This window comes from Streptomyces sp. NPDC055254 (assembly GCF_053606025.1).
Genome location: NZ_JBSGQV010000045.1, coordinates 1 through 21692 on the forward strand (window position 1 = coordinate 1; position 21692 = coordinate 21692).

Genomic DNA, 21692 nt, shown 5'->3' on the forward strand with positions numbered 1-21692 from the left:
GGGTCTGTAGGTGGCTTCGCCACCTACAACCAGTGATCGGCTTCGCCGATCACCTGACGGCGTTTCACGCCGTCCTGCGCTCCGCTTCGCGGAGCTGGGCCCCTGCTTCGCAGGGGCCGGCGGGTGGTTGCTGGGCCGCTTCGCGGCCTCTGACCTGGCCTTTTGCCGCTTCGCGGCCAAAGATGCCGCTTCGCGGCTTGGCTGGCTACGAGGGGGTGGGCCGAGGTGGTCGGTTCCGTTTCTGCTCGAACATGGAACCGATAACTCCCTTTTCCCTCCTCCTCTATTGTTTTATGGGCTCACCATACATGACATTCCATTTCTTGACAAGTGGGGTGGTCGCCTGTTTATCAATTCCCCTCAGCGCCTGAATTGGAATTCCCAAGATTGATTATCGGGGTGTTTATCTTGGGCGGCCGTAGGCCGTTTTCCTATTACCCCGTAGGGGTGGGCCCCGTGGCCGAAGGCCACTTTAGGGGGGCCCTCCGCGATAGCGGCCGACCGGAGGGAGGTGTCTTTTCCCGCCCCGTGGCCGAAGGCCACTTAGGGGGGCGGGGGTTCCTATAGGGCCCGCGAAGCGGGACCCTGGCCGCCCGTGGCCGAAGGCCACTTAGAGGGCGGCCCAGCCCGAAGGGCTGTCGATTGCCCGCGCATTTTTGGGCATAAGGAAAGGGGCGGCATCGGCCGCCCCTTTCCGGGAATTTCTTATCTAGTTTCGGCTACTTCTTGTAGGCCGCGATCCGTGCGCGGACCTGGTCGGGCTCGATGCACCCCGGGTGCCGGTGGGTGCTGGGCGGGTTGCCGTTGCGGCCTCGCAGGTGGGACCAGTAGCGGACGCCGGTCCAGCCGCACAGGTCGCACCGCATGGCCCAGGGGTTGTCAGCGCCGGGGTACCCGCCGAGGGGCGTCCACAGGTACTCGGCGAGCCCTGCCAGGGCGGCCGTTGCCCCGGCGAGGTTCCGGGGGCTGGCGGGCATACGCGGGTGCAGGAGCGGCGCGGGGCCGTGCCAGTCGTGGGCCGCGACGGCCGGTGCCTCCGGGGCCTGCTGCGGAGTGATGCGGCCCGCGTCGAACTCGGCGACGAGGTAGCGGGCGGCGGCTTCGCTGCCGATCCGTCCGGCGGCGACTCGGATCTCGCCCGTCGTTCCGGCCGGGGTCGCGAGCCAAGCGCCGTGCCACCGGAAGATGATTCCGAGGTGCTGGCCGTCGATAAGCACCGGGTAGCGGCATTCCTGGTCGGCGTCGCCGAGCTGGTGGCGGGGGGTTTCGTTGGTGATGGTCATTTCTAGTTCTCCATTTCGGGGAGTCGGATTCCGGCGTGAATGGCGTCGATCAGGTCAGCAGCAGCCCATTCAAAGGCGTTCAGGGATGCCGTTTCGCCGTAGGAATCGGCGGGCTCGTCGAGGAAGTCGGCGAGGTATTCGTGAAGCCGCTCGAAAGCGGTCACCGGGTCACCGAATACGACGAGCTGACGCTCGGAGTCGACTCCCCAGACGTCATTTCCGTCGAGGCTGATATCGCGGGAGTCGAGGAGGTTGCCGCACTCGTCACAGCCAAACAGGCCGTCGAAACGAATTCGGTACGGCGTGAGCCCACCGCAATGCGGGCATGAGACATGGTTCATCCGGGGCACCTTTCGCGCTTTGCTTCCGGGGCGAGCCACAGGAAGCCGCGCGGCACAGCGCGTGCTTTTTGGCCCGGTGCGCGCCGAAGGCGCAGGGCCAAAAACCCTTTTGCCGGTGCGCGCCGAAGGCGCAGGCAAAAGGGCGGTCCGCGAAGCGGACCGAATCGCCGGTGAACGCGCCGAAGGCGCCCGGCGATTCGCCCGGAGGGCCCGCTAGGGCCCGTAGGGCGGCGCGCGGGGTGCCGTGTGGCATCCTGCGGCACGCCCCGGAAGAAATAGGCCCGTAGGGCCTCTCAGTCGCTTTCGCTGCGCCTAGCTGCGCCCGGATCTCGGCGGAAATAGGAAAGCCCCCTACCGATTCGGTAGGGGGCTGTTCGTTGGTTGGCTGCGGCTACGCTGCGCCCGGCCGCGCTGCGCCGCTCTGCGCCCAGTCGAGGACGTCGCGGGCGCGGGCGTCCCTCTCCTCGGTCCGTCCGGTCAGCGGTACGAGCGCATCGAGGAGAGCGAGGAGCCGCTCGACGAGCTCGCGCGCTGTCTCCGTGTCCTCGGCCCGGAGGTGTCGCCATGCTCCGTGTGCGTTGCGCACGATCCGGATGTTGTCCCCTACGACCGGAGCGCCGCCCGCGAGGAGCCGCTCCCCGGTCTCGATGAGGAGCTCTGTCGTCTCGGCCCATTCGGTGGTGTTGCGCAGCGTGAGCCACGCGCGAACGTTCAGGGCGTTGAGCGTGTGCGGGTGTTCTGTGCCGTACTCCTTGCCTAGCTCCTGTTCGAGGCGGTCGGCAGTGACGATCGCCTCGACGAGGGCCTCGGCCCTCTCCTGGGTGACGAGGGTCTCCCACAGCAGCCGGTACGGCTCGGGCAGGGGCGCGCCCCATTCCCCCGGGGACGGCGGGCGTGGCTGCTCCGCCGCGTCGGCGCGGGGTGCGGGAGCGGGAGCGGGTGCGGGGGCGGGTGCGGGGGCGGGTGCGGGGGCGGGAGCGGGGGCGGGAGCGGGGGCGCTGCGCGGTGCTGGGAGCGGCTCCGCGGGCCGTACGTCCGCGGCCGGCGGCGGTGTGGGGTGCGGGTGGTCGAGCGTCGTCACGGAGCCGTCTACGGCCACGATCAGGGGCCAGGCGGAGCCGTCGGCCTCTTTGGCGATCACGCGGACGGGGCGCCCGTGATACGCGGCCTTGATGCGGACCTCGGCGAGGGCGGCGACGCGTGCCGCGGAGGGGTCGAGGCCCTCCTCGGTGACGCGTTCGCCGTTGACTGATGCGGCGCCGTCCGCGCTAACGGTGATGGTGTAGACGGGGGTTGCGGGAATGAGGTCGGGGTTTGTGATGGTCATGGTTCTTGCTCCTCCGACTATCCGCCCTTGGGGAAATAGGGCGGTGCCCATCCCAGATAGGTTGCGCCCCATACCGTTTCTATGTCCGACGCGGGTACGACGTCGATGTAACCAGGACGGACAATGTCATTGCTCGCGATTTTTCCGTCTCCGAGATAGACGGCGACGTGTCCGGCTCTTTGGCCGGTGTCCCAGTACATCAGGGCGCCCGGCGGAGGGTTCCGGTCTTTGTCGTGTTTCATGCTCGCGGGCATTTGCTGGTAGTGGTCGATGGCGTAGTAGGTCCCGGAGTAGTTCCAGCCGTGGGCCACGGCCACGAAGGCGAGACACATCCGATACCACTTCTTGCCGCCGGTGCGCGCCTCCTCCTGGGCCCAACGGATGGCGTCCTCGTTGGATCGGGGGTTCTTGACCTCCTCGGGCCATCCGGCGGCGCCGTCGTAGAACGGATCGCCCGGCTTTCCGGGCTTGCCGCCGCTGCCCGGGTAGCACTCCTCCTCGTCGTCCTGGTCTCCGTTGCTGCCGTCGTCGCCGGGGTTCTGACGGTCCGGGTTCTCGGTCGTCCCGCGGCGCTCAAGGTCGATGCCGGCCTCGGCAGCAACCTTGCGCGCGGCATCCTCCTGCCCGGCGTACAGGTCGGGGTGAGCGCTGATCTGGACTGCCTGAGCCGCCCGGCCGGGGTCCATGTTCTCCCAGTTCCGGACGTCGACCAGACCTCGGGGAGAACCGTCCTCGTCGCCGAAATAGAACATCTTCGCGGCGTAGGTGGGTTGCATGATCTGCTCCTCCGTCCCCCACCCCTGGGAGGGGCGTTGCTGGAACAGACCCCGCGAGTCCGGCCCCGCCTGGTCTCCGTGGTCGACGTTGAGGAGGGTCGACTCCTGTAGGGCGGTCATCAGGCCGATGAGCGTCGCGAACCCGCTCAACCCGCCGTCCGCGGCGACCTTGTCAATGATCTTCGCGTGCTCGATCTGCTGCTGACGTATGGGGCCGCTGACTCCGCCGCCGCCGGCGTTGCCGTCGTCGACTCCCGGTGTCCCCCGCCCCCCGCACGGGTTCGAGGCGTTGGCGGAGCCGCTCATACCTCCACTGAACAGGCCGACGAACACCATGACGACGATGAACGCCAGGAGGGTGATCCCCCCTATTTTGAGCTTGAGTGCTGTCCCCCCCAGGTTGGTGAGGGCGCGGAGTGCGTCGCGTCCGTCCACCTACAGCCCCAGAATTCGAGTGACCCGCCACTCGTCGCCGCTGAGCATCAGCTCCAGTTGCAGGACCGGGGTCTCTTGGTAGTCGGTGTAGCCCTTGACGTTCACCGTGGCGGTGACCTTGCGCCAGACCCGGAGTGGTGAGTCTGCGGGCAGATCGGCGCCGGCCGCCTCGACCTTGACCGCGCTCACGGTGGAGACGCCGCCGCGGCTGACGAGCCGGTCCCATGCCGGGTCTTGGTGTTCGGTCAGGTTCTCGACGAGCGGCGGCGCCATGTACGGGGCGGCGCGCCGGACGACGGCCTTGTGTGTGCCGTCCTCGGGAGGGTTGCGGGTGAGGTAGAGGCGTACGGCCTCCTCGGCAACGCGCTTGGGGTCTCTCAGGTCGACGGTCGGGGCCGAGGGCGAACTCGATCCCGTCGGGGAGGAGCTCGGGGAGCTGGACGGCTTGTCGTCGTCGGCGGCGGGCGAGGCCGTGGCCGTAACGCGGCTCCCCGGGGCATGATCGCCGCCGAGGAGGCCGGGCCACAGCCACCGGGCGCCCAGGCCGAGGGCCAGGATCAGAGCAATGATGATCGCGGCCCCGGCCGGGCGGATCGGATCGCGGCGGCGCTGCTCGCGTACCCATTCCTTGGTCTGTCGCCGTGCCTCCTCGCGGTGCTCGCGCTTGGCTCGGCCGCGGGCTCGGCGGGGAGCGTGCTTGACCTCCTCGGGGTAGTCGAAACTCGCCAGGATCTCACGCCACTCCTGGGGGGTGGGCTCGTCGTTGTCGGCCATGGGTCACCCCTTCTTTGGTGGCCGGTTGTTGGACGGTCCGGCTGCGGGTCGAGGCGCTGCCGGGCGCCGCTCAGTGGGTGCGACGGCCCGGGGCGGCGGCGGGGGCGTGCCCCGGCTCGGCCGCTGCGGTGTCGTCGGGACCGTCGTACTGCGGATGACCGTTCCTTGAATCACCTGGGGATTGGCACGGCCGGCGGCGGGCGGGGCCTGCCGGAACGCGTAGTTGGGCGTGCCTCCGGTCTCGGGGCGCATCGTCGGGCCGGGCGGCAGGGCGCGGCCTCCCGGGTTGTTCTGGGTGGCCGGGCCGCTGCTGTTGCCCGGCGGCAGGGCCGGGCGGGGCTTCTGGGCCGGGAGACCCGGGCGAGGAGCGGGGGCGGCGCCACGGTCGCGTTCGAGCGTGACCACCGAGCCGCCGCTCGTGGTTGTGCTGGGCACGGTGCCGCCAGTCCTTCCGCCCGTTCCGGTCCCCCCGGGCGGGAGCGCGGTGGGGCCGCCGTTTCCTGCGTTGGTTCCGCTGGGGAGCGGCTGGGGCACGGGTGGGCGCTGCCTCGGCACGCGCGTGATAGTCGTGCTGTAGTCGTCGGCCGAGTTGCCGCCGGGCGGCAGCGGGAGAGGTCCGCCGCCACCGCCGCCACCGCCACCGCCACCGCCTGGGCGCCGCCGGCGGGGGATGGTCTCCACGGGTCGGTGGTTGAAGTAGTCGTCTCGGCGTCCGCTCCTGTTGCCGCCGCGGTTGAGGAGGCGGGAGGCCAGGAAGCCCGCGACCATCCCGCCGGAGCTGGACCCCCGGACGCCGAAGATCTGGGCCACGACGGCACGGAACTGCATTCCGACGATGGCGGCGGCGATGCTCAGGCCGCTGGTGGGCAGCCATCCGTACTCGCCGAAGATCTGGTTCGTGGCTGCCTGTAGCGACAGCACGGCCCCGAGGACCATCGTCGCGATGAGGCTTTCGAGGGTGCGGGCGAGGAGCTGATCGAACCAGGCCAAGCCCCACTGCCTCGGCCGCCCGGGGATGACCCACAGGCACGCGAAGATGACGCCGGTAAGAAGCAGCATCAGGGCGCCCAGTAGGGCCGCCAGGGAAGTGAAGGCGAGCATGACGACGAGGGCGGCGAAAAGAACCACGTTGATGAAAGCGGCAACGGTTACGGCGATTCGCCCGCCAGGGTTTTTGCCCTGACGCCATTTCATGGAGGCTTCGCCTACGTCCGAATCGCTGACATGGTCTTCCAACCAGTCTTGGCGCTTATCCCGGTCTGTTCCTTGGTCCAGTAGATCAGCGGCGTACAGCTTGCAGGCTTCCAGAGATCCAAATTCCGCCACACACCACGGGGTCGCAACATATGCACGCCACACGGAATCACTGGATTTCCGCAGCATGTCGTCACGGCCATTGCCTGTGAATTTCGGCTCATGGTGCGTCGAGAACGGGTGCTCGACCTTTCCGTCACCCAGACCGGCGGACGTCGCTTGCATGGTGACGCTCGCACCGACCTGCCGGACGGAGTCGATCCCGTCCACCCAGGTTTGCGGACTGTTCAGGAGAGAGATCGAGAACACGCCCGAGACCAACACCCAGCCGATTTGCGACAGCCCCCCGCCGCCGCCGCCCTTCTTGTGCTGGGCGAAGGCCACCAACCCGCCGACGGCGAGCGCGGCCGGCAGGAGTGTGAGCGTCAGCCCCTTGGAGGCCCCTCCGATGCTCTTCGTGATGGCGCTTTCCAGCTCGGGAATTGAGGTGAGCTGGAAAATCCACTGCACGACGACAACGGCTGCGGAGCCGACAACGACGGTCAGGATCATGAACAGGTCGGCGATAAAGTGAAACGTCGCCGTGAACCCGTCCTTGAATCCGAACTCTTCGTCGAGTAGCCACAGGTTTTGGTTTTTCCCGTAGGTCTCGTAGAGGGTGCGCTCCCCATCCGGCACCTTCATGTCGGGAGAGGGCATCAGGTCGCCGATACCGGATGGTTCGATTTCTCCGGCGTGCGCCTGCCCCGCGGCCAACATGAGTGTTACGTAGGCGAAAAGGAGCGGAATTACCAAGTTTCTGAATCGTGGCATGTGGCGAATGAGCACTCTTACCCCCCAGAAAGAGCGGTCAGGACCGGTGAGCCGTGGGACGCGTCGGATTCGCTGACGCTCTCGTGTTGGTCGACGACCCAGGCCCCGGACTCCTGGATAAGGCGCAGCGCGCGGAGCGTTTTCGTGGACGGCTTGCCGGGCCACTGGACGGTGTAGGTGACCAGGACTCCGTATCCGGCCGGGTGCTTACCGGCGGCCGGCGCCTCGACGACGTCCGAGGCCACCACCGGGCCGAGGTCGGCGCGCTCGGGGCCGCTGGTCGTCGGGGTCTGCTTCGGATGCGGGGTGGAGCCGTCGGCGTACCGCGGGGGCTCGACCGACGGCGACGGACTCGACGAGGCCGACGGCGAGGAGCTCGACGCCGAGGGCGACGGCGAGTTCCTGGTGTTGTTCTCGACGCACTCCTCGACCGTGCCGTATCGCTGCCGCGCGGAACTCAGCTCGCACGCTGTGCGCCAGTCGTCAGCGTTCTTGGCTTCCTGGTACGTGCGGGCCACCTTGAGGACGGCGGCCGTCGGATTGGCCTTCCCCTCGTCCTTGGTGCCGCCGTCCGAGGAGGAGCACCCGGCCGCCAGTAGGCCGACGGCCACGATCAGGGCCGCTGTGGTGTGCCGCTTCATACCCCCACCTTTTCCATGGTCACCGCGTCGCCCTGGTCGTTCTGTGCCGCCTTGGGGGAGGTGTCGAGGAGCTTCCCGAGCTCCAGTGACGGGATGTCCCACTGGACGGTGGCGCAGGAGAAACGGCGGTCTCGGATGATGCAATGTCCGTGCCTGATTTCACCGTCCGGCAGGAGGCCGACGGACTGAATCAGGGCGCGGCTGTGCGCGTCCTTCGGCAGGCCGAGGAGCTCGGCCAAGGCGTCTTGCTGTTCGCGCGTGGTGAGCTGGAACCCGGCCACGGTGGTGAGTTGCTCGATGACACCGGTCAGCTTGACCAGGCTTTCGGGGTCCTGGGTGTCCAGGAGGAGGGACGTCGCGAGCGCCCTGCCGACGCGAGCGATGTACTGCAAGAAGTTCGAGCCCTCGCGGGTCGCGGTCAGTACGTGGACCTCCGGGACGCATACCGCCTTGCGCAGGCCGCGCAGGTCTCGGCGGCCGGCGGTGGTGACCCCGTACGCCAACATCGAGTGCATGAGCGCCACACTCAGCCGCTGCATGGGGTTCCACTCCTTGCGGGTGGACTCGACCCCGGGCAGGGAAAGGCCGGGCATCTGCACGACCCAGATTCCGGGCTGCGGCGTCAGGGGCAGTGCGTCGCCGGTCGGGCGGCCCATGAACGGGGCCCCCAGGCCGTTCCGCGACAGCTCGTAGAGAGCCTCGCCCGTCTCGCGGGCGAGGGGGTCCTCCATGTTGCGGAGATACTCGATCACCTTCCACGTGGCAGGCTCGCCCGCCTCGATCACCGCATTCGTGGCGTGCGTGATCGGCGTCTCGGCGCCGCGCTCCCGCAGGTGCTCGGGTGCGGCGATGCTGAGCTGTGCGGGGACCTCGCCGCGTGCGACGTCGGTTCCTTCGGCGGCCAGGAGCTTGAACAGGTCGGCGACGCCGGCGAACTGGGCGCCGGTCTCGACGAGGTGGGCGTCGAGACCGTATCGGCGCGCGGCGGTGACGACTCCCCCGAGGTCACCCTTGAAGTCCAAGGCCAGGCAGTAGCCGCCGCGGAATCCCGCGTCGAGCATGGAGAGCATCATCGCGGTGGTTTTTCCTCGACCCGACCGGCCGACGTAGGCCGTCGTCGTCGCGTCGCCGCGGTCCGATCCGGCGGTGACGTCGTTCCGGAACACCCCTGGGGTGCTGCCGGTGAGGTAGCCGACGATGGGGCCTGAGTCGTCGCCGACCTTGGCCCCGCCCCACCACCAGGACCCGGACAGGGCGGTGACGTCGCGCGTGTGTCCCAGGTCGGGCACGCGCAGTTGGTCGCCCGGCTGCGCTTCGAGCCACAGCTCGCGCTGTTCCTCCTCGCCGACGGAGATCTCAATACCGAGGCCGCCGTAATGCGTGATCACGGCATCGACCCGGGCCCGCAGATCGTCGAGAGATTCGGTGCTCGTGATGATGAGGCGCGGGTGATCCTCGACGAGCGTCAGGTCCTCACGCCGCATGTCGCGCGTGAGCTCGGCCATCTTGTATTCGGTTTCCTCGATGTCCCGGCCGGGGTCCTCGGCGCTCTGCTTGGCGGCGCTGGTCCGCTGTTCTTTGGCCAGGCGGCGGGCGGCCTCAACCTTCTTGAGGGCATCCCGCTTGGGCATGACACGGAATCGCACGGAGGCTTCCGGGCTGACGGGCAGTATCAGTGCGGCCGGGTCGACGTCGTCGGGGAGTTCCTCCTCGTCCACGTTCGGCACGTAGTTGATCTCGCTCAGCACCCGCAGCCACTCGCCGTTGCCGGGCGATTCCATCTGCTCGGGGAACCCGTGCATGGTCAGCACCGACACCCAGGCCGTTACGTTCCCGTGGGCGTCGACCACCCGGAGGTGATCGGGGTGCGGCAGGATGCGCCCTCTCGTGAGGGCCGCCAACTTGGCGCCGCTGATGACTCCCGCAGCGCTCGGGGCGGGGAGCGGTGTCGTGCGGTGCTGTTCGCGGTTGATCATCCACGCGAGCATTTCGACGGCCGCGGGCTGCGCCTTCCACGGGCTCGCCTCCAGCCGGCGGCCGAGGCGGCGCATCTGGGCGTCCAGCTTCGCGAGCTCGCGCGTGCTGATGGTGTGGGCATTGAGGCCGAGGCCCTCCTGAATGCCCCGGCGGCTGACCTTCTGAGCCTGCCCGGTGCGCTCGGTGAGCCGGACACCGAGGAGGAGGTGACGGGTGGGCAACCCGATCTGTTCGAGGCGCCGGACGCGCAGATCCGCCCACTCCTCCCACCCGCCGGCGGTGAACATCCCGGCCGCTTCGGTCATGTAGTCCTCGGCGTGCAGGGGGGACCACATCACGCGGAGGTGGCAGTCGTACCCGGGGAGGGTGCGCGCGAGGGACGCGCTCGCGGCGTCCAGCTCGGCATCCCGCGAGTTCTCGCTCATGAGGTCGGTGTTCGAGGAGGCGAGCACGAACCATGCTTCGGTGTGGCTGTCCGTGATGATGAGGCCGTCCGCGAGGGCCACGTACTGCGGGGCGGTGGCCGAGCGGTCACCGCCGACGCCGAGGAAACTCCCGATCTTGTGTAGAACCTTCACCGCTTACCTCCCTGGTGCTGCGCGAGTGCCTTCCGGCCGTACGCCTTGGCGACGGCATCCGGGCCGTAGAGCCGGGGGCGGGCGGCGAGCCGAATCGGGCTGCCGGCCCCGGCCGGGGTCGAGTCCTCTTCCTCGCCGAGCCACCGCTCGACGAGGCCGCCTAGGGGGGAGGCGAGGAGGAGCTCGGTCTTTCCCGCCCACCGGGCCCGACGGGGCAGCCACTCACTACGGGTCGCGGCGCGGCGCCCGCCGCAGATGATCGGGCGGTGTCCGAGGACGAGGTACCGGGCGCTGATGGACCAATTGGCGATGTTCCACCGGCGTTCCAGCTTGGTCGACCGCTGGGTGCCGTACACGGCAGTGATCAGCGGGGGGAGAAAGTAGATCGTGAACGTGATCTCGCTCGGGAAACCGAACAGGAGCAACAGGGGCCCGGTCCACACGACATAGAGGATCAGGCCGAGGATCAGCGCACGGCGCGGGGCACCCTCGCCCAAGTCCATACCCAGGAGCTCGTGTTGCTTGGTCTCCAAATCAAAATGCCGGGTGTAGGTCTGACCGACGCGCATCAGGACGTCCCCGCGACCTTTTCCCAGACGGCAGTAAGGAAGTCCTTGACGACGACAGGCGCCCAGACGATGGCGCCGACGAAGACGGCCGCGACCGCGAGCGTGACCATCTCCCCCCATTCCTTCTTGATGAAGTGGCCGAGGGCCCGGATCGCGAGGAAGGCCATGAACAGGTTGCCGACGACGATCAGAATCCAGTTCTTGAGCCCTTCCCCGGTGGTGAGGGGCGCGGCGAGCTCGACGAGGTGTTGCACGGGTGTTTCCCCCTTGTGAGTGTTTCTAGCTTGCTGACCAGGGACTATGACGGGTGCTCATGTTCTGTGAGCTGGGGACATAGCGGCGGTCAGAGCGAGCCGCCGTGCACGTCGGCGACTTGCCACCGTTGCGCGTCGGCGCTCGACACTTGGGTGAGCTTGACGCGGTAGACCTGCTCGACAGCGGCGCCGCCGAGCGTCCAGGCGACGACGGCGGTACCGCTGCGGTCCCGGCCGCTCCCGGCGTCCACGGACCAGGACGTGAGGCCCTTGAAGGTGATCCCTGCGGGAAGGCCGGGCACCTTGGCGCCAGGGGCGGTGACAGACTCGACGTCACCGCCGGCGAACGACTGGAAGAACTTCCCGACAGTCGTCTCGGTCTGCATGCTCAGTTCGGGGTCGGCCTGAACTGCGGGCAGGGCGGGCGTCTTGGGTCCAGTGGCAGGGATGCCGACGAGGCCGGGCCGTCCGGTGACGACGACACGTCCGCCCGCCTCGATCACCGGCACGTCGAGGCCCACCCAGCGGGCCGAGGCAGCGGCCGGGGCGGGCGTCGCACCGGCCGGGGCCTCGCCCGCGCGAATGAGGACGTCGACACGTACGCGCGCCTGCTGATCGGCGCCCGGCTTGACCGCCCCGGGCTGGACGGTGAGCACTTCCTGTCGGCCGCGCCCGTCCCATCCCATGGCCGTTTCCGCTCCGGCCGGCAGGACCGAGGCCAGGAGCGCGGCGCGCTCGGCGGCCTTGCTCTCGTCCCACGACAGGTAGGCCCGAGCGAAACGCGCGGCGACGGCTTGCGCCTCGGCGTCCGGGTAGGCCGCTGCTGTCTGGACGGGAGCGGGCGCCGGGGCCGGTGCCTTGGGCGGGATGATCCAGGAACGCACGCCCGTGACGGCGGCGAGGATGAACACGAACCAGACGAGGCCGCGGCCGAGGCGGCGGGCGAACACGGCCCCCGACCGTTCGTCCTGGGGCACCCATGGCGTGCCGGACGGCGGGGGCGGAGCGGCGCCGGGCTGGGCGGCGGTGCGCGTGGCCGTGCGCCCTTCGGCCTGCTTCGCCGCGAGCTCGACGCCCGCGGACTCCCACGGGTTCGAGGGCCTCGCCGGCGCCGCGTTCTCGCTCTGTCGAGGGACGTCCGCCGTCGGCTTCTTCTTGGTCTTGGACTTGGGCTTGGGCTCACCCGTTGGTTCGGGCAGGCCCATCACCTTCCGAGCGATTGTGGCGAACGACGGCACTCCCGCAACCTCCCCCGTGTTACGGCCCATTGGGCCCATGATGATCGACCCTATGTCCGCCCTGAGCGTGCGTCAAAGAAGTTCGTAACTGTCGGGTGACACCTTGCAGCCAACATCGGTCGTTGCGGATGCGCGGTGATCACTAGCCGCTAGAGTGCCGCCGCGGATTGACAACGAGACGGGGGGCGTGGCGGGTGCGGATACGTCGGGAGCGGCTGCGGGAGCTGAGACGGACGCGCGGCCTGACGCAAAGCCAGATAGCGGCAGTCCTCGGCTGTTCCCGGTCCGCTGTATCGACCTGGGAGACAAAGGGGCGAATGCCGTTGCCTGATCGTCTCCACAGCCTCGCAAAGTTTCTGGGGGTTCCCTTTTCGGAGCTGGTCGAGGATGAGGGGTCGGTAACCCTTCGCACATTGCGGCGGCGGGCCGGGATGCTGCAACGAGACGTCGCGGCTCATCTTGCGGTGGGAATTCCGACCTATTGTGACGTTGAAAGACAGCGTCAGGGATTGCCGGATCGCTGGGTTCCCGTTCTCTCTAAGACGTTCGATGTACCGGCAGATATTCTGCGTTCTTTATCTCGGAGACAGGCGTCGCAACATGACGGCGGGGGTGCGGGGAATTAAGATCCCGCACCCCCGCCGTCATGTTTCCGGGGTCAGTCCGACAGCCTTGGAATTTCCATCCAAAGGGCCGCACACTCGCGCTGAATTGCGTCGATCGAGGTTCCTGCCCCCGCATACAGGATGACGCCCGGGGGGTCCGGCTCCACACGCATGGCGCTTTGCCTTTGAAGGTTTTCCGCGTGCTCGGCGAGATCGTCGAGGAGTTCGTTTACCCGATCGTTCGGCACGGGCGGAATGGGCCAACGCATGTGCCACCCGACACCGACGAGGACGGGCGGAACCTTCGCGTAGTCGTCGGTCACCACCGCCCTAAGGACTCCGTGGACGAGGTCGAAGGAAACGAACGCCGCCTTCCCCTCCCCCAGGACGGCGCCGCCGCGCGGAAGATATTTGCGGGTGATCTTCTGCACGGCCGCGTCAGACATGCGGCGCCCCCTCGCTCTGCTGTTCCGGGATTTCCTTGCGGGTGGCCGGGGCGTTCTCGTCCTGCCAACTCCGCCACGCGGTGAGCCAGGCCGTGAGCTCCTCCTCCGTGTAGTAGGAGGTTTGCCCGTCCGTGATTCCGTCGGGGACCGGGATTCCGCGCTTCTCGCCGCGCTTGAAATAGGTCCGGACCGTGGCCGCTTTCCAGGGGAGAATTCCGCGAGTGTGAGCGTCTGCGAGGCTGTACGTCTCGGGGAGCGGCTCCTCGGCGGCGACGCGGGGTGCCGGGGTGGGCGCGGCGCCGGCGGCTGTCGCGCCTGCTGTCGCCGGGGCTGTCGCGTGGGGGGCTGTCGTGTGCTGTGAGCTGGGCGGACCCCCCGTGATCCCCGGTGGTTGCGCGGACGCGACAGCCGGGCCGTACTTGCCCCCGGGGAGGAACTCCCGGGTGGCCGCGGTCTGGTTGACCTCGTCGAGGAGCTCGGGCGTGATCCAGGGCGCAATTTCTCCCGCATCGAACCAGCCGGGGGCCGGATCGCACCGGGTGAGATAGCTTGCGACGTCGGGTGTGATGTAGCTCGGTTGAATCTCCCGGACGTACAGATAGTCGGCGTCCGGGTCTTTCCTCTTGTCCGAGTAGGCGCCTCTCCCCTTGATGTCGACGTCGAACCCGAGAACCGGTGTGCTCTGCCCGAACGCCACGCTCCAAGAAACGCGGTCCTGCTGACCGACGGCGATACGCGTTCCGATCTGGGCGCGCTCCATCGTGCCTCCGAAGAAGGAGTTCGCGAATTGCTGCGTTCCGACGACGACGCGATGGTTCGAGGAACGGCCTTGCAGGAGAATGATTCCGAGCCAGTCAAGGAAAGGCGGCGTTCCTTTTCCCTTGAGGCCGTACCTCCACCACGTATACGCGAGCTTGATCAAGGTCGGGAGTTCGTCGACAACGAGCGTCCGGGCGACGAGTTGACTTCTGAGCGCCGGGTCCGCTCCCTTTTCGTTCGCGGCCTCGGCCGCCATCATCGAGGTAAGGAACTCGGCGAATGCCGAAATGCATTCGCGTACGGTTTTGTGAACACGGACACCTGAGAATCCCTCAGCCTCGATAAGACTGTTCCTCTTGGTGTCGAGAATGTCGATCAGTTCGCCATTGATCCGACCGTGCACGACCGGAATATAGAGGACTGTCGACTTACCCGAACCGGTGTCACCGGCCACACCCCAATGCGGTGTTGCGGTCTGCGTCTGGACCACCGCGTCAACAATGCTGTCTCCCTCGATGGCGAGGCCGACGAACACGCGCCGAGGGTCTCCGGTGAACTTCCACTGAACATAGTCGGGAAGGACCGGTTTCGGCTTGGGCTTCGGCTTGGGAGTCCATTGGACATAATGCTCTTTGGTGGTGCGTTCCCAGTGCACGACCCATTCCCCGGGAACCCGCTCCTCGATTACGCGCTCGGTGGCGGTGACGGCCTCGGGGCCTCCCATCCACTTCGCCGGAATTCGCAGCACGATTCGAGCGTCTTCCGCGCCGATGTCATCGGGCACGGACAGCCACCGGTGACGCGTTTCGGTGTCCTCCATACGGAGGATCTGACGGAACGCCACCCACAGGCCGGGGCCGTAGATTTGGCCATGTGTCCACACCGGCCGTACCCGCCACCAGCCGAGACCGGCCGGGCTGGTGAGGGCGGCGACAATCGCCGCCCCCGCGACGGCGATTAGGACGAGCTGAGTCCCGGCCGGGAATCGCCATAGGCCCCAGGCGATCGGCAACGGCGCCAGACGGACCGCTGAGCGCGCGGCGCGCGGCCACCGATGCCAGACGTTCAGGACGCGCCACAGCCCCGCGAGGGTGCCCCCCAGGAGGCGGAACGGAGCGGTGACGATCCGGACCGCCCGCAGCACTCCGCCGGGCCGGTCGGACTTGTCGAGCGGCCCCGGCGGCGGGGAGGCCGAAGGCGTCCCGAGTTGGCCGACGGGGGTCTCGGTGGCCTTGTCGTCGGGCAGCGGTGCGCCCCCCTTCCACCACGTCGCCTCGCTCCTGGGCTCGCCGAGGAGTTCACGGCCGGAGAGGTACCGGCCGAGGAACGCGACGGCGGTCCCTATGCCCTGCTCGATGCTGCGGTTGAACTTCTCGCGGTCCGCCGGTGTGCCCTGCTGTGCGAGCACCGCAATAACGATCATCGCGGCGAACAGGCCGCCGATGCCGTACGCGCCGCCGGGCAGCGAGTCGAGGAGATCCGTAAGGTTCGGTGATTCCACGCGCTGTCCCCCTTTCTGTCCGCACGCCCGCGCGAGGGCGTGCGTGATGATCCTCGCGCACGACGCGGACACGGCGCCGGGAGGTTTCCCGGCACAACGCCGCGCCCGGCTCCGAGGAGCCGGGCGCGGGTGGGGGCGCGTGCGTCAGGGCGTCGGCAGCGCGTCGAGGGCGAGCTCCCACGGGTAGGCGTGGACGTCGCCTTGGCGCGGCTTGTGCGGAACGAACCCGGGTTCGTCGCCGTCGCCCAGGAGGAGCGTCACCCCGGCCGCGCGCAGCTCGGCGACGCTGCGGGCCGCGGCAGGGTGCCGCCCCTGGGCGTCGTTCCAGTGCGGAAGGGCCACGATCGGCAGACCGAGGCCGATCCCTTCCGTGATCAGGCCGAGGGCGAGGGTGTCGGAGATCCCGCCGGCCCACTTGTTCAGGGTGTTACTCGTCAACGGAGCGACGAGGAGGGCGTCGGGTGCGGGGAGGGCGTCGGGCTGGGAGGGAAGTTTGTAGTCGTGGCGCACCACATGGCCGGTGAGCTCGCGCAGCTCGTCGATATTGCCCTCGGGGTCCTCGGCGGCCCACCGGTGGGCACTGGGGGTGAGGATCAGGCAGACGTCCCACCCTCGGGCCTGGGCGGCGCGGATGGGGATGGTCAGGTGGCGGGCCGGCGGGGCGGCGCAGGCAATCAGGTAGAGCGTTCGTTGTGTCACCCGGGCAGTCCACAACGCACGGCGAGCGCCCGCAAGCGGCCCTCTGCGCTCCCCACACCCAAGAGGAGGAGATCCTCGACGAGTTGGCGGGTGCGGGGGCGGCATCGAACCTCTTCCTCGGCCGCGCGCTCGGCGTCGAGGAGGGTGTCGACGGCCTCGGTGCGTTGCCCGGCCTGGGTGAGGCCGCGGGCAAGGTCGGTGAGGAGGTGGCCGCGTCTTTCCTTGGGGAGGGCGGCGCGGGCGGGGGCGGGGATGTCCGCGGCGACAGAGACGGCGTCTGCTCCTTCGGAGAGCTGGACGTGTGCGGCGACGCGGTACAGCCGCGCGTTTGTCGTGCCGAACGCGGTCCACATCCGGTTGAGTCCGTCGGCGCCGAGCTCCTCGGCGTGCTCGTCGGCCTGGTCCAGGAGGCCGGGCACGCTGCGGGCCGCCGCTGCGGCGCGGCGGTCGTCCGAGGCCCCGATGACGGCCTCGGCCATGGCCGCTTTGAGGTACAGCATCCCGAGGACGGACAGGCCGTCAGCGCCGCACGCGCGAAGTTCGGGTTCGAGGCGGGCGGCGGCGGCGACGGCGAACGCGGCGGCGGCCTCAGCCTGCCCGTGCATGGTCATGGCGTCCGTGAGGTGCCGGGCGGCCGACGCCATGATGACCGGATCGTGGGACCGCTCGGCCGCGGCCACGGCCCGGTGGCCGCTGATGAGGGCTAAGTCGTGGTCTCCGTACTTGATGCCGGCGGCCTCGGTCAGTTCGAGGGTCAGGGACAGCAGCCGGAACGCGCCGAGTCGGGTATCGCCCTGGTGGCGGGCGGCGGCCCGGTTGGTGTCGATCAGGAGCTCGGGGACGAGGCGGCCGAGGCTGGCGAAATGGCCGGACTGGAAGGCGGTACGGGCGTGGACGAGGCGGCGGTGAAGGGTGTCGAGGGGCAGGGGTTCGGCCGGGTCGTTGTCGGCTGTGCCGGTGAGCACGTCGTGTCGTTGCAGCGCGGCCCGGATGGTGTCGAGCTCGGCAGTGTCGAGGCACTCGCGGTTGGGGGTGTCGTAGAGGAGGGCCTCTAGGGGCACCTGTAGAACCGCGACTGCGCGTTCGAGGACGGACAGGGCGGGGTCGGCTTGCCGCTTGCCGCCCTCGAAATCCTGCACCCACCGGCGGGACTGTCCCATGAGGGCGCCGAAGTCCTCTTGCGTCATCTTGCGTCGGGTCCGCCAGTACGCGACGCGGCGGCCGATTCCTCGGTTGTCCATGGCACTACTCCGGGCCGGAACAAGTGAATGCACGCACTGTGCGTGCCTACTCCCTGTTGTACGCCCCTTACGGTCCGAGTATGGCCACTCCCGAGAACCTGCGCCCCGAATCGTGGGGCTCGCTCCTCAACCCTGACGAGGCGACGCTCGACCGGCTGCGACGCTCCCCGGCGCACGCGCTCGTGAGCGTCGGCGCGGCGTGGGACACCGTGGGTGGCGGGTGGGAGGCCCTCGTCGTCGCCCCGATGGAGCGCGGCCTCGCCGCACTCGACGCGCTCGACCTTCCCCTCGACGGCGGTCATCCGGTCATTGCCGACCATGCGCGTAACGAGCTCATCGCGCTGGTTCCGGGAGGTACGGCGGACCGGGCAGCCGCCGCCGGCCCGCAAGGGGTGCGCTCCCTCGCCGCCGGGTCGTACCTCGTCGTTCCGCGCGGCCCCTCGGGGTCATTCGTCGCGGCGTGGCTGAGTCGCCCAACGGGCGGGGCCGCGCGGTACGTTGACGCCTTCCACCTGTGCGCGGCGGTCCTCGACGCCGACGCGCGCCGCGGGGAGCATGTCCCCGCCTGTTGACCCCGTGTGCGGCTCCTCCCCCCGTGGGAGCTGTGCACGGCCCCCAGCCCCCGGAGCCTCGCGCCTTGGCTCCGGGGGCTTCTTCGCACCCAACTCCCTGCGCCTATGCGGATCGCTCATGTTCTGTGAGCTGGGGACATATGAGGCTCCACCGAACGAGGCACGCACATTGCGTGCCCACTCCGGGTGCTGCCGCCCCTACCGTCCGGAGCATGGCGCAATCAACGAATGGAACACCCCTCCCCGAAGGCGGCCCCGGCCACCTGCCGGCCACCCGTCGCCCAGCCGAGGACGTCGTCGGCTTCCGCGAGGACCGTACGCCGCCCTTCGCTCTCGATCTCGTGCGCTCCCTCGACGAGGCCACCCAAGGCGTGACCGCCCTCGACCGACTCGGGCCGTCCAGTGACGTCACGGTGAGCGCCCTCACCGCCCTGGTGTGCACCGGAGCAACACCGGCGGACGCGTTGCAGGCCGCGGCCGACGTCGCGCGGCGGACGCCCGGACTCGAACCGCACGGGCTGACCCTCGCCCGGGTGCCGGGCCCGGTTGATGGCTTGTGGGAGTACCACATCACCATGACGGTGACCTCGCGCGACCCGGAGACCGGGGAGTTCGGCGCGCCCATCCATCACGCCGACAGGCGGGGGTGACGAGGTGCACGGGGCCAAGACGTATCGGCTGCGGGACTACGCCGTCACCGCTGACGAGTCGGCGCTGTCGGCGTATCAGGCGGTGTGCGTGTCGGGGGACGAAACCGACTGTGGGGCGGACTCCGCAGACCAGCCCGACGAGGAGGAGCTCACACGGTGGATGGCTCAGCACACCCGCGACACCGGACACGACCGGTTCAGGCGGGCCCGCTGGGACTACGCCACGGTTCAGGCTGGGTCGTGGCGGTGACGGCCGGAAGGTTCGAGCGGCTGCTCGACGAGGCGGCGATACCCGAGGAACGGCGACGCGAGCTGTGGGAGCGCGCCGAGCGACTGCGTATCGGAGTCGATCACGCTCGTGCCGTCCGCACGGCCCTGTCCGATCAGCGGGCCCGACGGGCGAGGGGGCGGCCCACGTAGGCCGCCCCGCTCCCCCGCCCCCGAGAACATGGAAGCGCCCGGCCCTCACCGCGAGGGGCCGGGCGCTTCCGTGTGTGTTGTCTACGGCTGTTCGTCGAGGCGCGGCGCGCGGTATAGCGGCCGTTCGCGGTCCGGGTAGTGGGGAACCTCGTTGGCCATGGCGGGGAACTCGTCGAGGAGGCTGATCGCGCAGGGGCGGCGGTAGTCGTCCTCGGCCCATCGGATCGCCTCCCGGCGGGTCCACTCTCGGCGCAGGAGAACACCCTCCTCGGGTAGCCACACGATCCAGTCGCCGCGCCCGTTTCGACGCCGGAACCAGAGGAGCGCGAGGACCAGGGCGACGACCATCTCGACCCCAGCGACGGGCAACAGGCCCAGGCGCGGCGCTCCGGGTTGGAGCCAGGCGAGGAGGAGAGCGATCACGGCGCCGGTTGCCCAGGCAGGCCAATAGGCGTACGGCCGGGGCGGGACGGTACGGCGGTAGACCATGAGGGCCCCGACGAGCATCCCGCCCGCAAGCCACACGGGGGCAGTGCTGCCGGTGCCGACGCCGAGCACCGCACACGCCGCGGCGCCGCCGAGGAGGCCGCCCGCGGTCCTGCGGTCCTGGTCTCGTGTCATCCGATGTTCTCCCTCGACTCGTCGCCGGTAAAGGGTGTCATGCGGGTACGCCGGAGCGCCCGGCCCTCGTACGGGGCCGGGCGCTCCTGGTGGCGCGGGTGCCGTTACCTGCGGTTGCCGGTCTTCTCCAGCTCGCCCGAGCGGCACAGGACGTCGGCGATCCAGAAGGCGTCAACCTTCACGGTCCACCGGCCTTGCGTGAGGCGGCCGGGCGGAACCTCGTCGAGGATGACGCCGGTCTTTCCGGCCGCGCGGTCATCGTCTTCACACGACACGATCCGTACCTCGTCACGGGCCTGGTACATGCGGGGCACTCCTTGAGTGAGGCGGGTTGGCGGGTCGGGGGGTCGGTCGGCCTATCGGTCGACGACCGGCCGGTGAATGTCCCGGTGCTCGGTGCTGACTCGCAGCTCGTTCCCGTACTGAATGGCCAGGTAGTTGACCATTGCGGCCGAGCGGTGCCGGCCGCCCGCGCATCCCACGGCGACGCGGACCGTTCCGGCCGAGGGCCCGGAGCGGAAGGCGGCGATGGCGGCGAGGACGGCGCGGGCGAGCTCGGGCACGCCCTCGGTGGCGAACACGGCGCGCATGACGAGCTCGTGCTCGGCGGTGAGCTCGCGCAGTTCGGGGCTGACGTGGGGGTCCCGGAAGTGGCGCCGCATGTCGATGACGAGGTCAACGTCCGTGGGGGCGTCGTCGTGCAGGTATCCGAAGCTGACGAGCTCGATCTCGGCGGGGGCGGCGCGCAGGGCGTCGGCGAGCTGGGCCTCGGCCTCGTCGAGGGCCTCGGCGGCGTCCGGTACGCCCGCCTGGTCGAGGCCGCGGAATACCTCGACCTTGCGGCGGTGGTAGGCGAGGACGTCGAGCGGGTCGACCGGCTTCGGCTCTTTGCCCGTGTACGCGGCGAGCTCCTCGCGGACGGCCTCGTACTCCTCGCGGTGCGTGCCCTCGGCCGTCAGGGCGGTGAGGTCGGCGTGCCGCTTGCACACGTCGTCGTACGCGCCGCGCAGGGCCGAGGCGACGCGCAGCCGGTCGGACTCCCGCTGTAGGTCGGCGAGTTGGCGGTACAGGTCGAGGGCGCCGGCGGTGGTGGTGGTGTCGGTCATGGCGTGTCCGTTTCTCCTGGTTGCAGGGTCAGGGCTAGTGGTTGAGGTGGTCGAGGGCGCGCAGCAGTAGCGGGCGGTGCGCGGCGTAGAGGGTTCGACCGGCTGCGGTGACCGCCGCTTCGAGTTGGTCGAGGGAGCCGAACGGGAACCAACCCGCGTCCGCGGCGTCATCCCCGGCGGTGGCGGTGACCTGTTCAGGCAGCCGATAGAGCGCGCTGGTAGACGCGACCCAGGCGTGATCGGTGTTGCGCCAGTCGGTGACGACCTGCCGACCGAGGATGGCGGGACGCTGGCCCGACAGGTCGATACCGGTTTCCTCGCGCAGCTCGCGCACCAGGGCGGCCGGGGCCGTCTCGCCCGGGTCGACCATGCCGCCGGGGATGGCCTCCGCTCCAATGTCGTCGCGGGTGATCAGCAGTACCGACCGCTGTGCGCCGGTTCCGGCAATCACGATGGGGTCGGCGGCCGGGTTCTCGCCCCACTTTCCGAGGTTGCGCCCGGTGCGGCCGGTGCGCCCGTGCGGGTGCAGCGGCCACCCGCGCTCGTCGAGCTCGAAGGGAACCAAGGCGTCGGCCTGGCGCTGACTCCAGTCGCGCACCTGTTCCGGCGTGGCGTGTCCCTGGGCCCAGTCGGGTACGTGCTGGGCCAGCGCCAGGGGGCGCAGCTCGGGCGGCGTGATCTCGACCGGCGCATACTCCGGCCAGATCACCGACCAGTGGCGCCGGTCCTCGGGCACGATCGCGCCGGGGTGGTCGACCGGGGCATAGCGGGTCGCATCCATGTTTCTCCTGTTCGGTCCGAATCCGCCGGGC

Annotated in this window: 23 protein-coding genes; 4 read left to right on the forward strand and 19 right to left on the reverse strand. The window is 69.3% G+C overall.

Annotated features, from left to right (window positions below):
• Positions 1–719: 719 nt before the first annotated feature.
• The 11 genes from ACWFQ8_RS29125 to ACWFQ8_RS29175 form a co-directional block, all read right to left on the reverse strand.
• On the reverse strand, positions 720–1283 hold the full coding sequence (locus ACWFQ8_RS29125) for a hypothetical protein (RefSeq protein WP_453789261.1): 564 nt from the start codon (positions 1281–1283) through the stop codon (positions 720–722).
• A gap of 2 nt (positions 1284–1285) precedes the next feature.
• A complete protein-coding gene (locus ACWFQ8_RS29130) occupies positions 1286–1624 on the reverse strand; it encodes a transposase (protein ID WP_453789262.1) in 339 nt (112 codons plus the stop codon).
• Positions 1625–2015: 391 nt separating this feature from the next.
• A complete protein-coding gene (locus ACWFQ8_RS29135) occupies positions 2016–2951 on the reverse strand; it encodes a hypothetical protein (protein ID WP_453789263.1) in 936 nt (311 codons plus the stop codon).
• Positions 2952–2968: 17 nt separating this feature from the next.
• Positions 2969–4162: a peptidase M23 gene (locus ACWFQ8_RS29140; RefSeq protein WP_453789264.1), complete on the reverse strand. Its 1194-nt coding sequence runs from the start codon at positions 4160–4162 to the stop codon at positions 2969–2971.
• Positions 4163–4936, reverse strand: a complete 774-nt coding sequence (locus ACWFQ8_RS29145) for a hypothetical protein (RefSeq protein WP_453789265.1) — start codon at positions 4934–4936, stop codon at positions 4163–4165.
• A gap of 3 nt (positions 4937–4939) precedes the next feature.
• Positions 4940–6949 carry a hypothetical protein gene (locus tag ACWFQ8_RS29150; RefSeq protein WP_453789266.1) on the reverse strand — a complete coding sequence of 670 codons (2010 nt, stop codon included), beginning with the start codon at positions 6947–6949 and terminating at the stop codon, positions 4940–4942.
• A gap of 71 nt (positions 6950–7020) precedes the next feature.
• Positions 7021–7644 (reverse strand): hypothetical protein, encoded by a 624-nt coding sequence (locus tag ACWFQ8_RS29155; RefSeq protein ID WP_453789267.1) that lies wholly within the window; start codon positions 7642–7644, stop codon positions 7021–7023.
• Positions 7641–10199, reverse strand: coding sequence for an ATP-binding protein (locus ACWFQ8_RS29160; protein ID WP_453789268.1), 2559 nt, complete (start codon positions 10197–10199; stop codon positions 7641–7643). The genes ACWFQ8_RS29155 and ACWFQ8_RS29160 overlap by 4 nt, the downstream gene beginning before the upstream one ends.
• Complete coding sequence (locus tag ACWFQ8_RS29165) at positions 10196–10732, reverse strand: hypothetical protein (RefSeq protein ID WP_453789269.1); 537 nt, start codon at positions 10730–10732, stop codon at positions 10196–10198. The genes ACWFQ8_RS29160 and ACWFQ8_RS29165 overlap by 4 nt, the downstream gene beginning before the upstream one ends.
• A 35-nt stretch (positions 10733–10767) precedes the next feature.
• A complete protein-coding gene (locus ACWFQ8_RS29170; protein WP_453789270.1) occupies positions 10768–11022 on the reverse strand; it encodes a hypothetical protein in 255 nt (84 codons plus the stop codon).
• Between the two features lie 89 nt (positions 11023–11111).
• Positions 11112–12227, reverse strand: a complete 1116-nt coding sequence (locus ACWFQ8_RS29175; protein WP_453789271.1) for a conjugal transfer protein — start codon at positions 12225–12227, stop codon at positions 11112–11114.
• Positions 12228–12454: 227 nt separating this feature from the next.
• On the opposite strand from ACWFQ8_RS29175, the gene ACWFQ8_RS29180 reads away from it, so the two are divergent.
• The gene (locus ACWFQ8_RS29180; RefSeq protein WP_453789272.1) at positions 12455–12886 is read left to right on the forward strand and encodes a helix-turn-helix transcriptional regulator; all 432 of its coding nucleotides are present in this window, start codon (positions 12455–12457) and stop codon (positions 12884–12886) included.
• Positions 12887–12918: 32 nt separating this feature from the next.
• On the opposite strand, the gene ACWFQ8_RS29185 is transcribed toward ACWFQ8_RS29180, so the two are convergent.
• The 4 genes from ACWFQ8_RS29185 to ACWFQ8_RS29200 all read right to left on the reverse strand — a co-directional run bounded on the left by ACWFQ8_RS29185 (position 12919) and on the right by ACWFQ8_RS29200 (position 17511).
• The gene (locus tag ACWFQ8_RS29185; RefSeq protein WP_453789273.1) at positions 12919–13311 is read right to left on the reverse strand and encodes a hypothetical protein; all 393 of its coding nucleotides are present in this window, start codon (positions 13309–13311) and stop codon (positions 12919–12921) included.
• Positions 13304–15571, reverse strand: a complete 2268-nt coding sequence (locus ACWFQ8_RS29190) for a type IV secretory system conjugative DNA transfer family protein (RefSeq protein WP_453789274.1) — start codon at positions 15569–15571, stop codon at positions 13304–13306. The genes ACWFQ8_RS29185 and ACWFQ8_RS29190 overlap by 8 nt, the downstream gene beginning before the upstream one ends.
• A gap of 144 nt (positions 15572–15715) precedes the next feature.
• The gene (locus ACWFQ8_RS29195; RefSeq protein ID WP_453789275.1) at positions 15716–16270 is read right to left on the reverse strand and encodes a flavoprotein; all 555 of its coding nucleotides are present in this window, start codon (positions 16268–16270) and stop codon (positions 15716–15718) included.
• Positions 16267–17511 carry a helix-turn-helix domain-containing protein gene (locus ACWFQ8_RS29200; RefSeq protein ID WP_453789276.1) on the reverse strand — a complete coding sequence of 415 codons (1245 nt, stop codon included), beginning with the start codon at positions 17509–17511 and terminating at the stop codon, positions 16267–16269. The genes ACWFQ8_RS29195 and ACWFQ8_RS29200 overlap by 4 nt, the downstream gene beginning before the upstream one ends.
• A gap of 80 nt (positions 17512–17591) precedes the next feature.
• On the opposite strand from ACWFQ8_RS29200, the gene ACWFQ8_RS29205 reads away from it, so the two are divergent.
• From ACWFQ8_RS29205 to ACWFQ8_RS29215, 3 genes are all read left to right on the forward strand, one after another.
• Entirely contained in the window at positions 17592–18083 is a 492-nt protein-coding gene (locus ACWFQ8_RS29205) for a hypothetical protein (RefSeq protein WP_453789277.1), read from the forward strand.
• A gap of 212 nt (positions 18084–18295) precedes the next feature.
• Positions 18296–18733 (forward strand): hypothetical protein, encoded by a 438-nt coding sequence (locus ACWFQ8_RS29210; protein WP_453789278.1) that lies wholly within the window; start codon positions 18296–18298, stop codon positions 18731–18733.
• Positions 18734–18737: 4 nt separating this feature from the next.
• Positions 18738–18983, forward strand: coding sequence for a DUF7848 domain-containing protein (locus ACWFQ8_RS29215; RefSeq protein ID WP_453789279.1), 246 nt, complete (start codon positions 18738–18740; stop codon positions 18981–18983).
• Positions 18984–19234: 251 nt separating this feature from the next.
• Here ACWFQ8_RS29215 and ACWFQ8_RS29220 read toward each other — a convergent pair whose 3' ends face one another.
• From ACWFQ8_RS29220 to ACWFQ8_RS29235, 4 genes are all read right to left on the reverse strand, one after another.
• Entirely contained in the window at positions 19235–19774 is a 540-nt protein-coding gene (locus ACWFQ8_RS29220; RefSeq protein WP_453789280.1) for a hypothetical protein, read from the reverse strand.
• A gap of 104 nt (positions 19775–19878) precedes the next feature.
• A complete protein-coding gene (locus tag ACWFQ8_RS29225; RefSeq protein WP_453789281.1) occupies positions 19879–20079 on the reverse strand; it encodes a hypothetical protein in 201 nt (66 codons plus the stop codon).
• 51 nt (positions 20080–20130) lie between these two features.
• Positions 20131–20880 (reverse strand): RapZ C-terminal domain-containing protein, encoded by a 750-nt coding sequence (locus ACWFQ8_RS29230; RefSeq protein ID WP_453789282.1) that lies wholly within the window; start codon positions 20878–20880, stop codon positions 20131–20133.
• Between the two features lie 34 nt (positions 20881–20914).
• On the reverse strand, positions 20915–21661 hold the full coding sequence (locus tag ACWFQ8_RS29235; protein ID WP_453789283.1) for an NUDIX domain-containing protein: 747 nt from the start codon (positions 21659–21661) through the stop codon (positions 20915–20917).
• Positions 21662–21692: the final 31 nt, after the last annotated feature.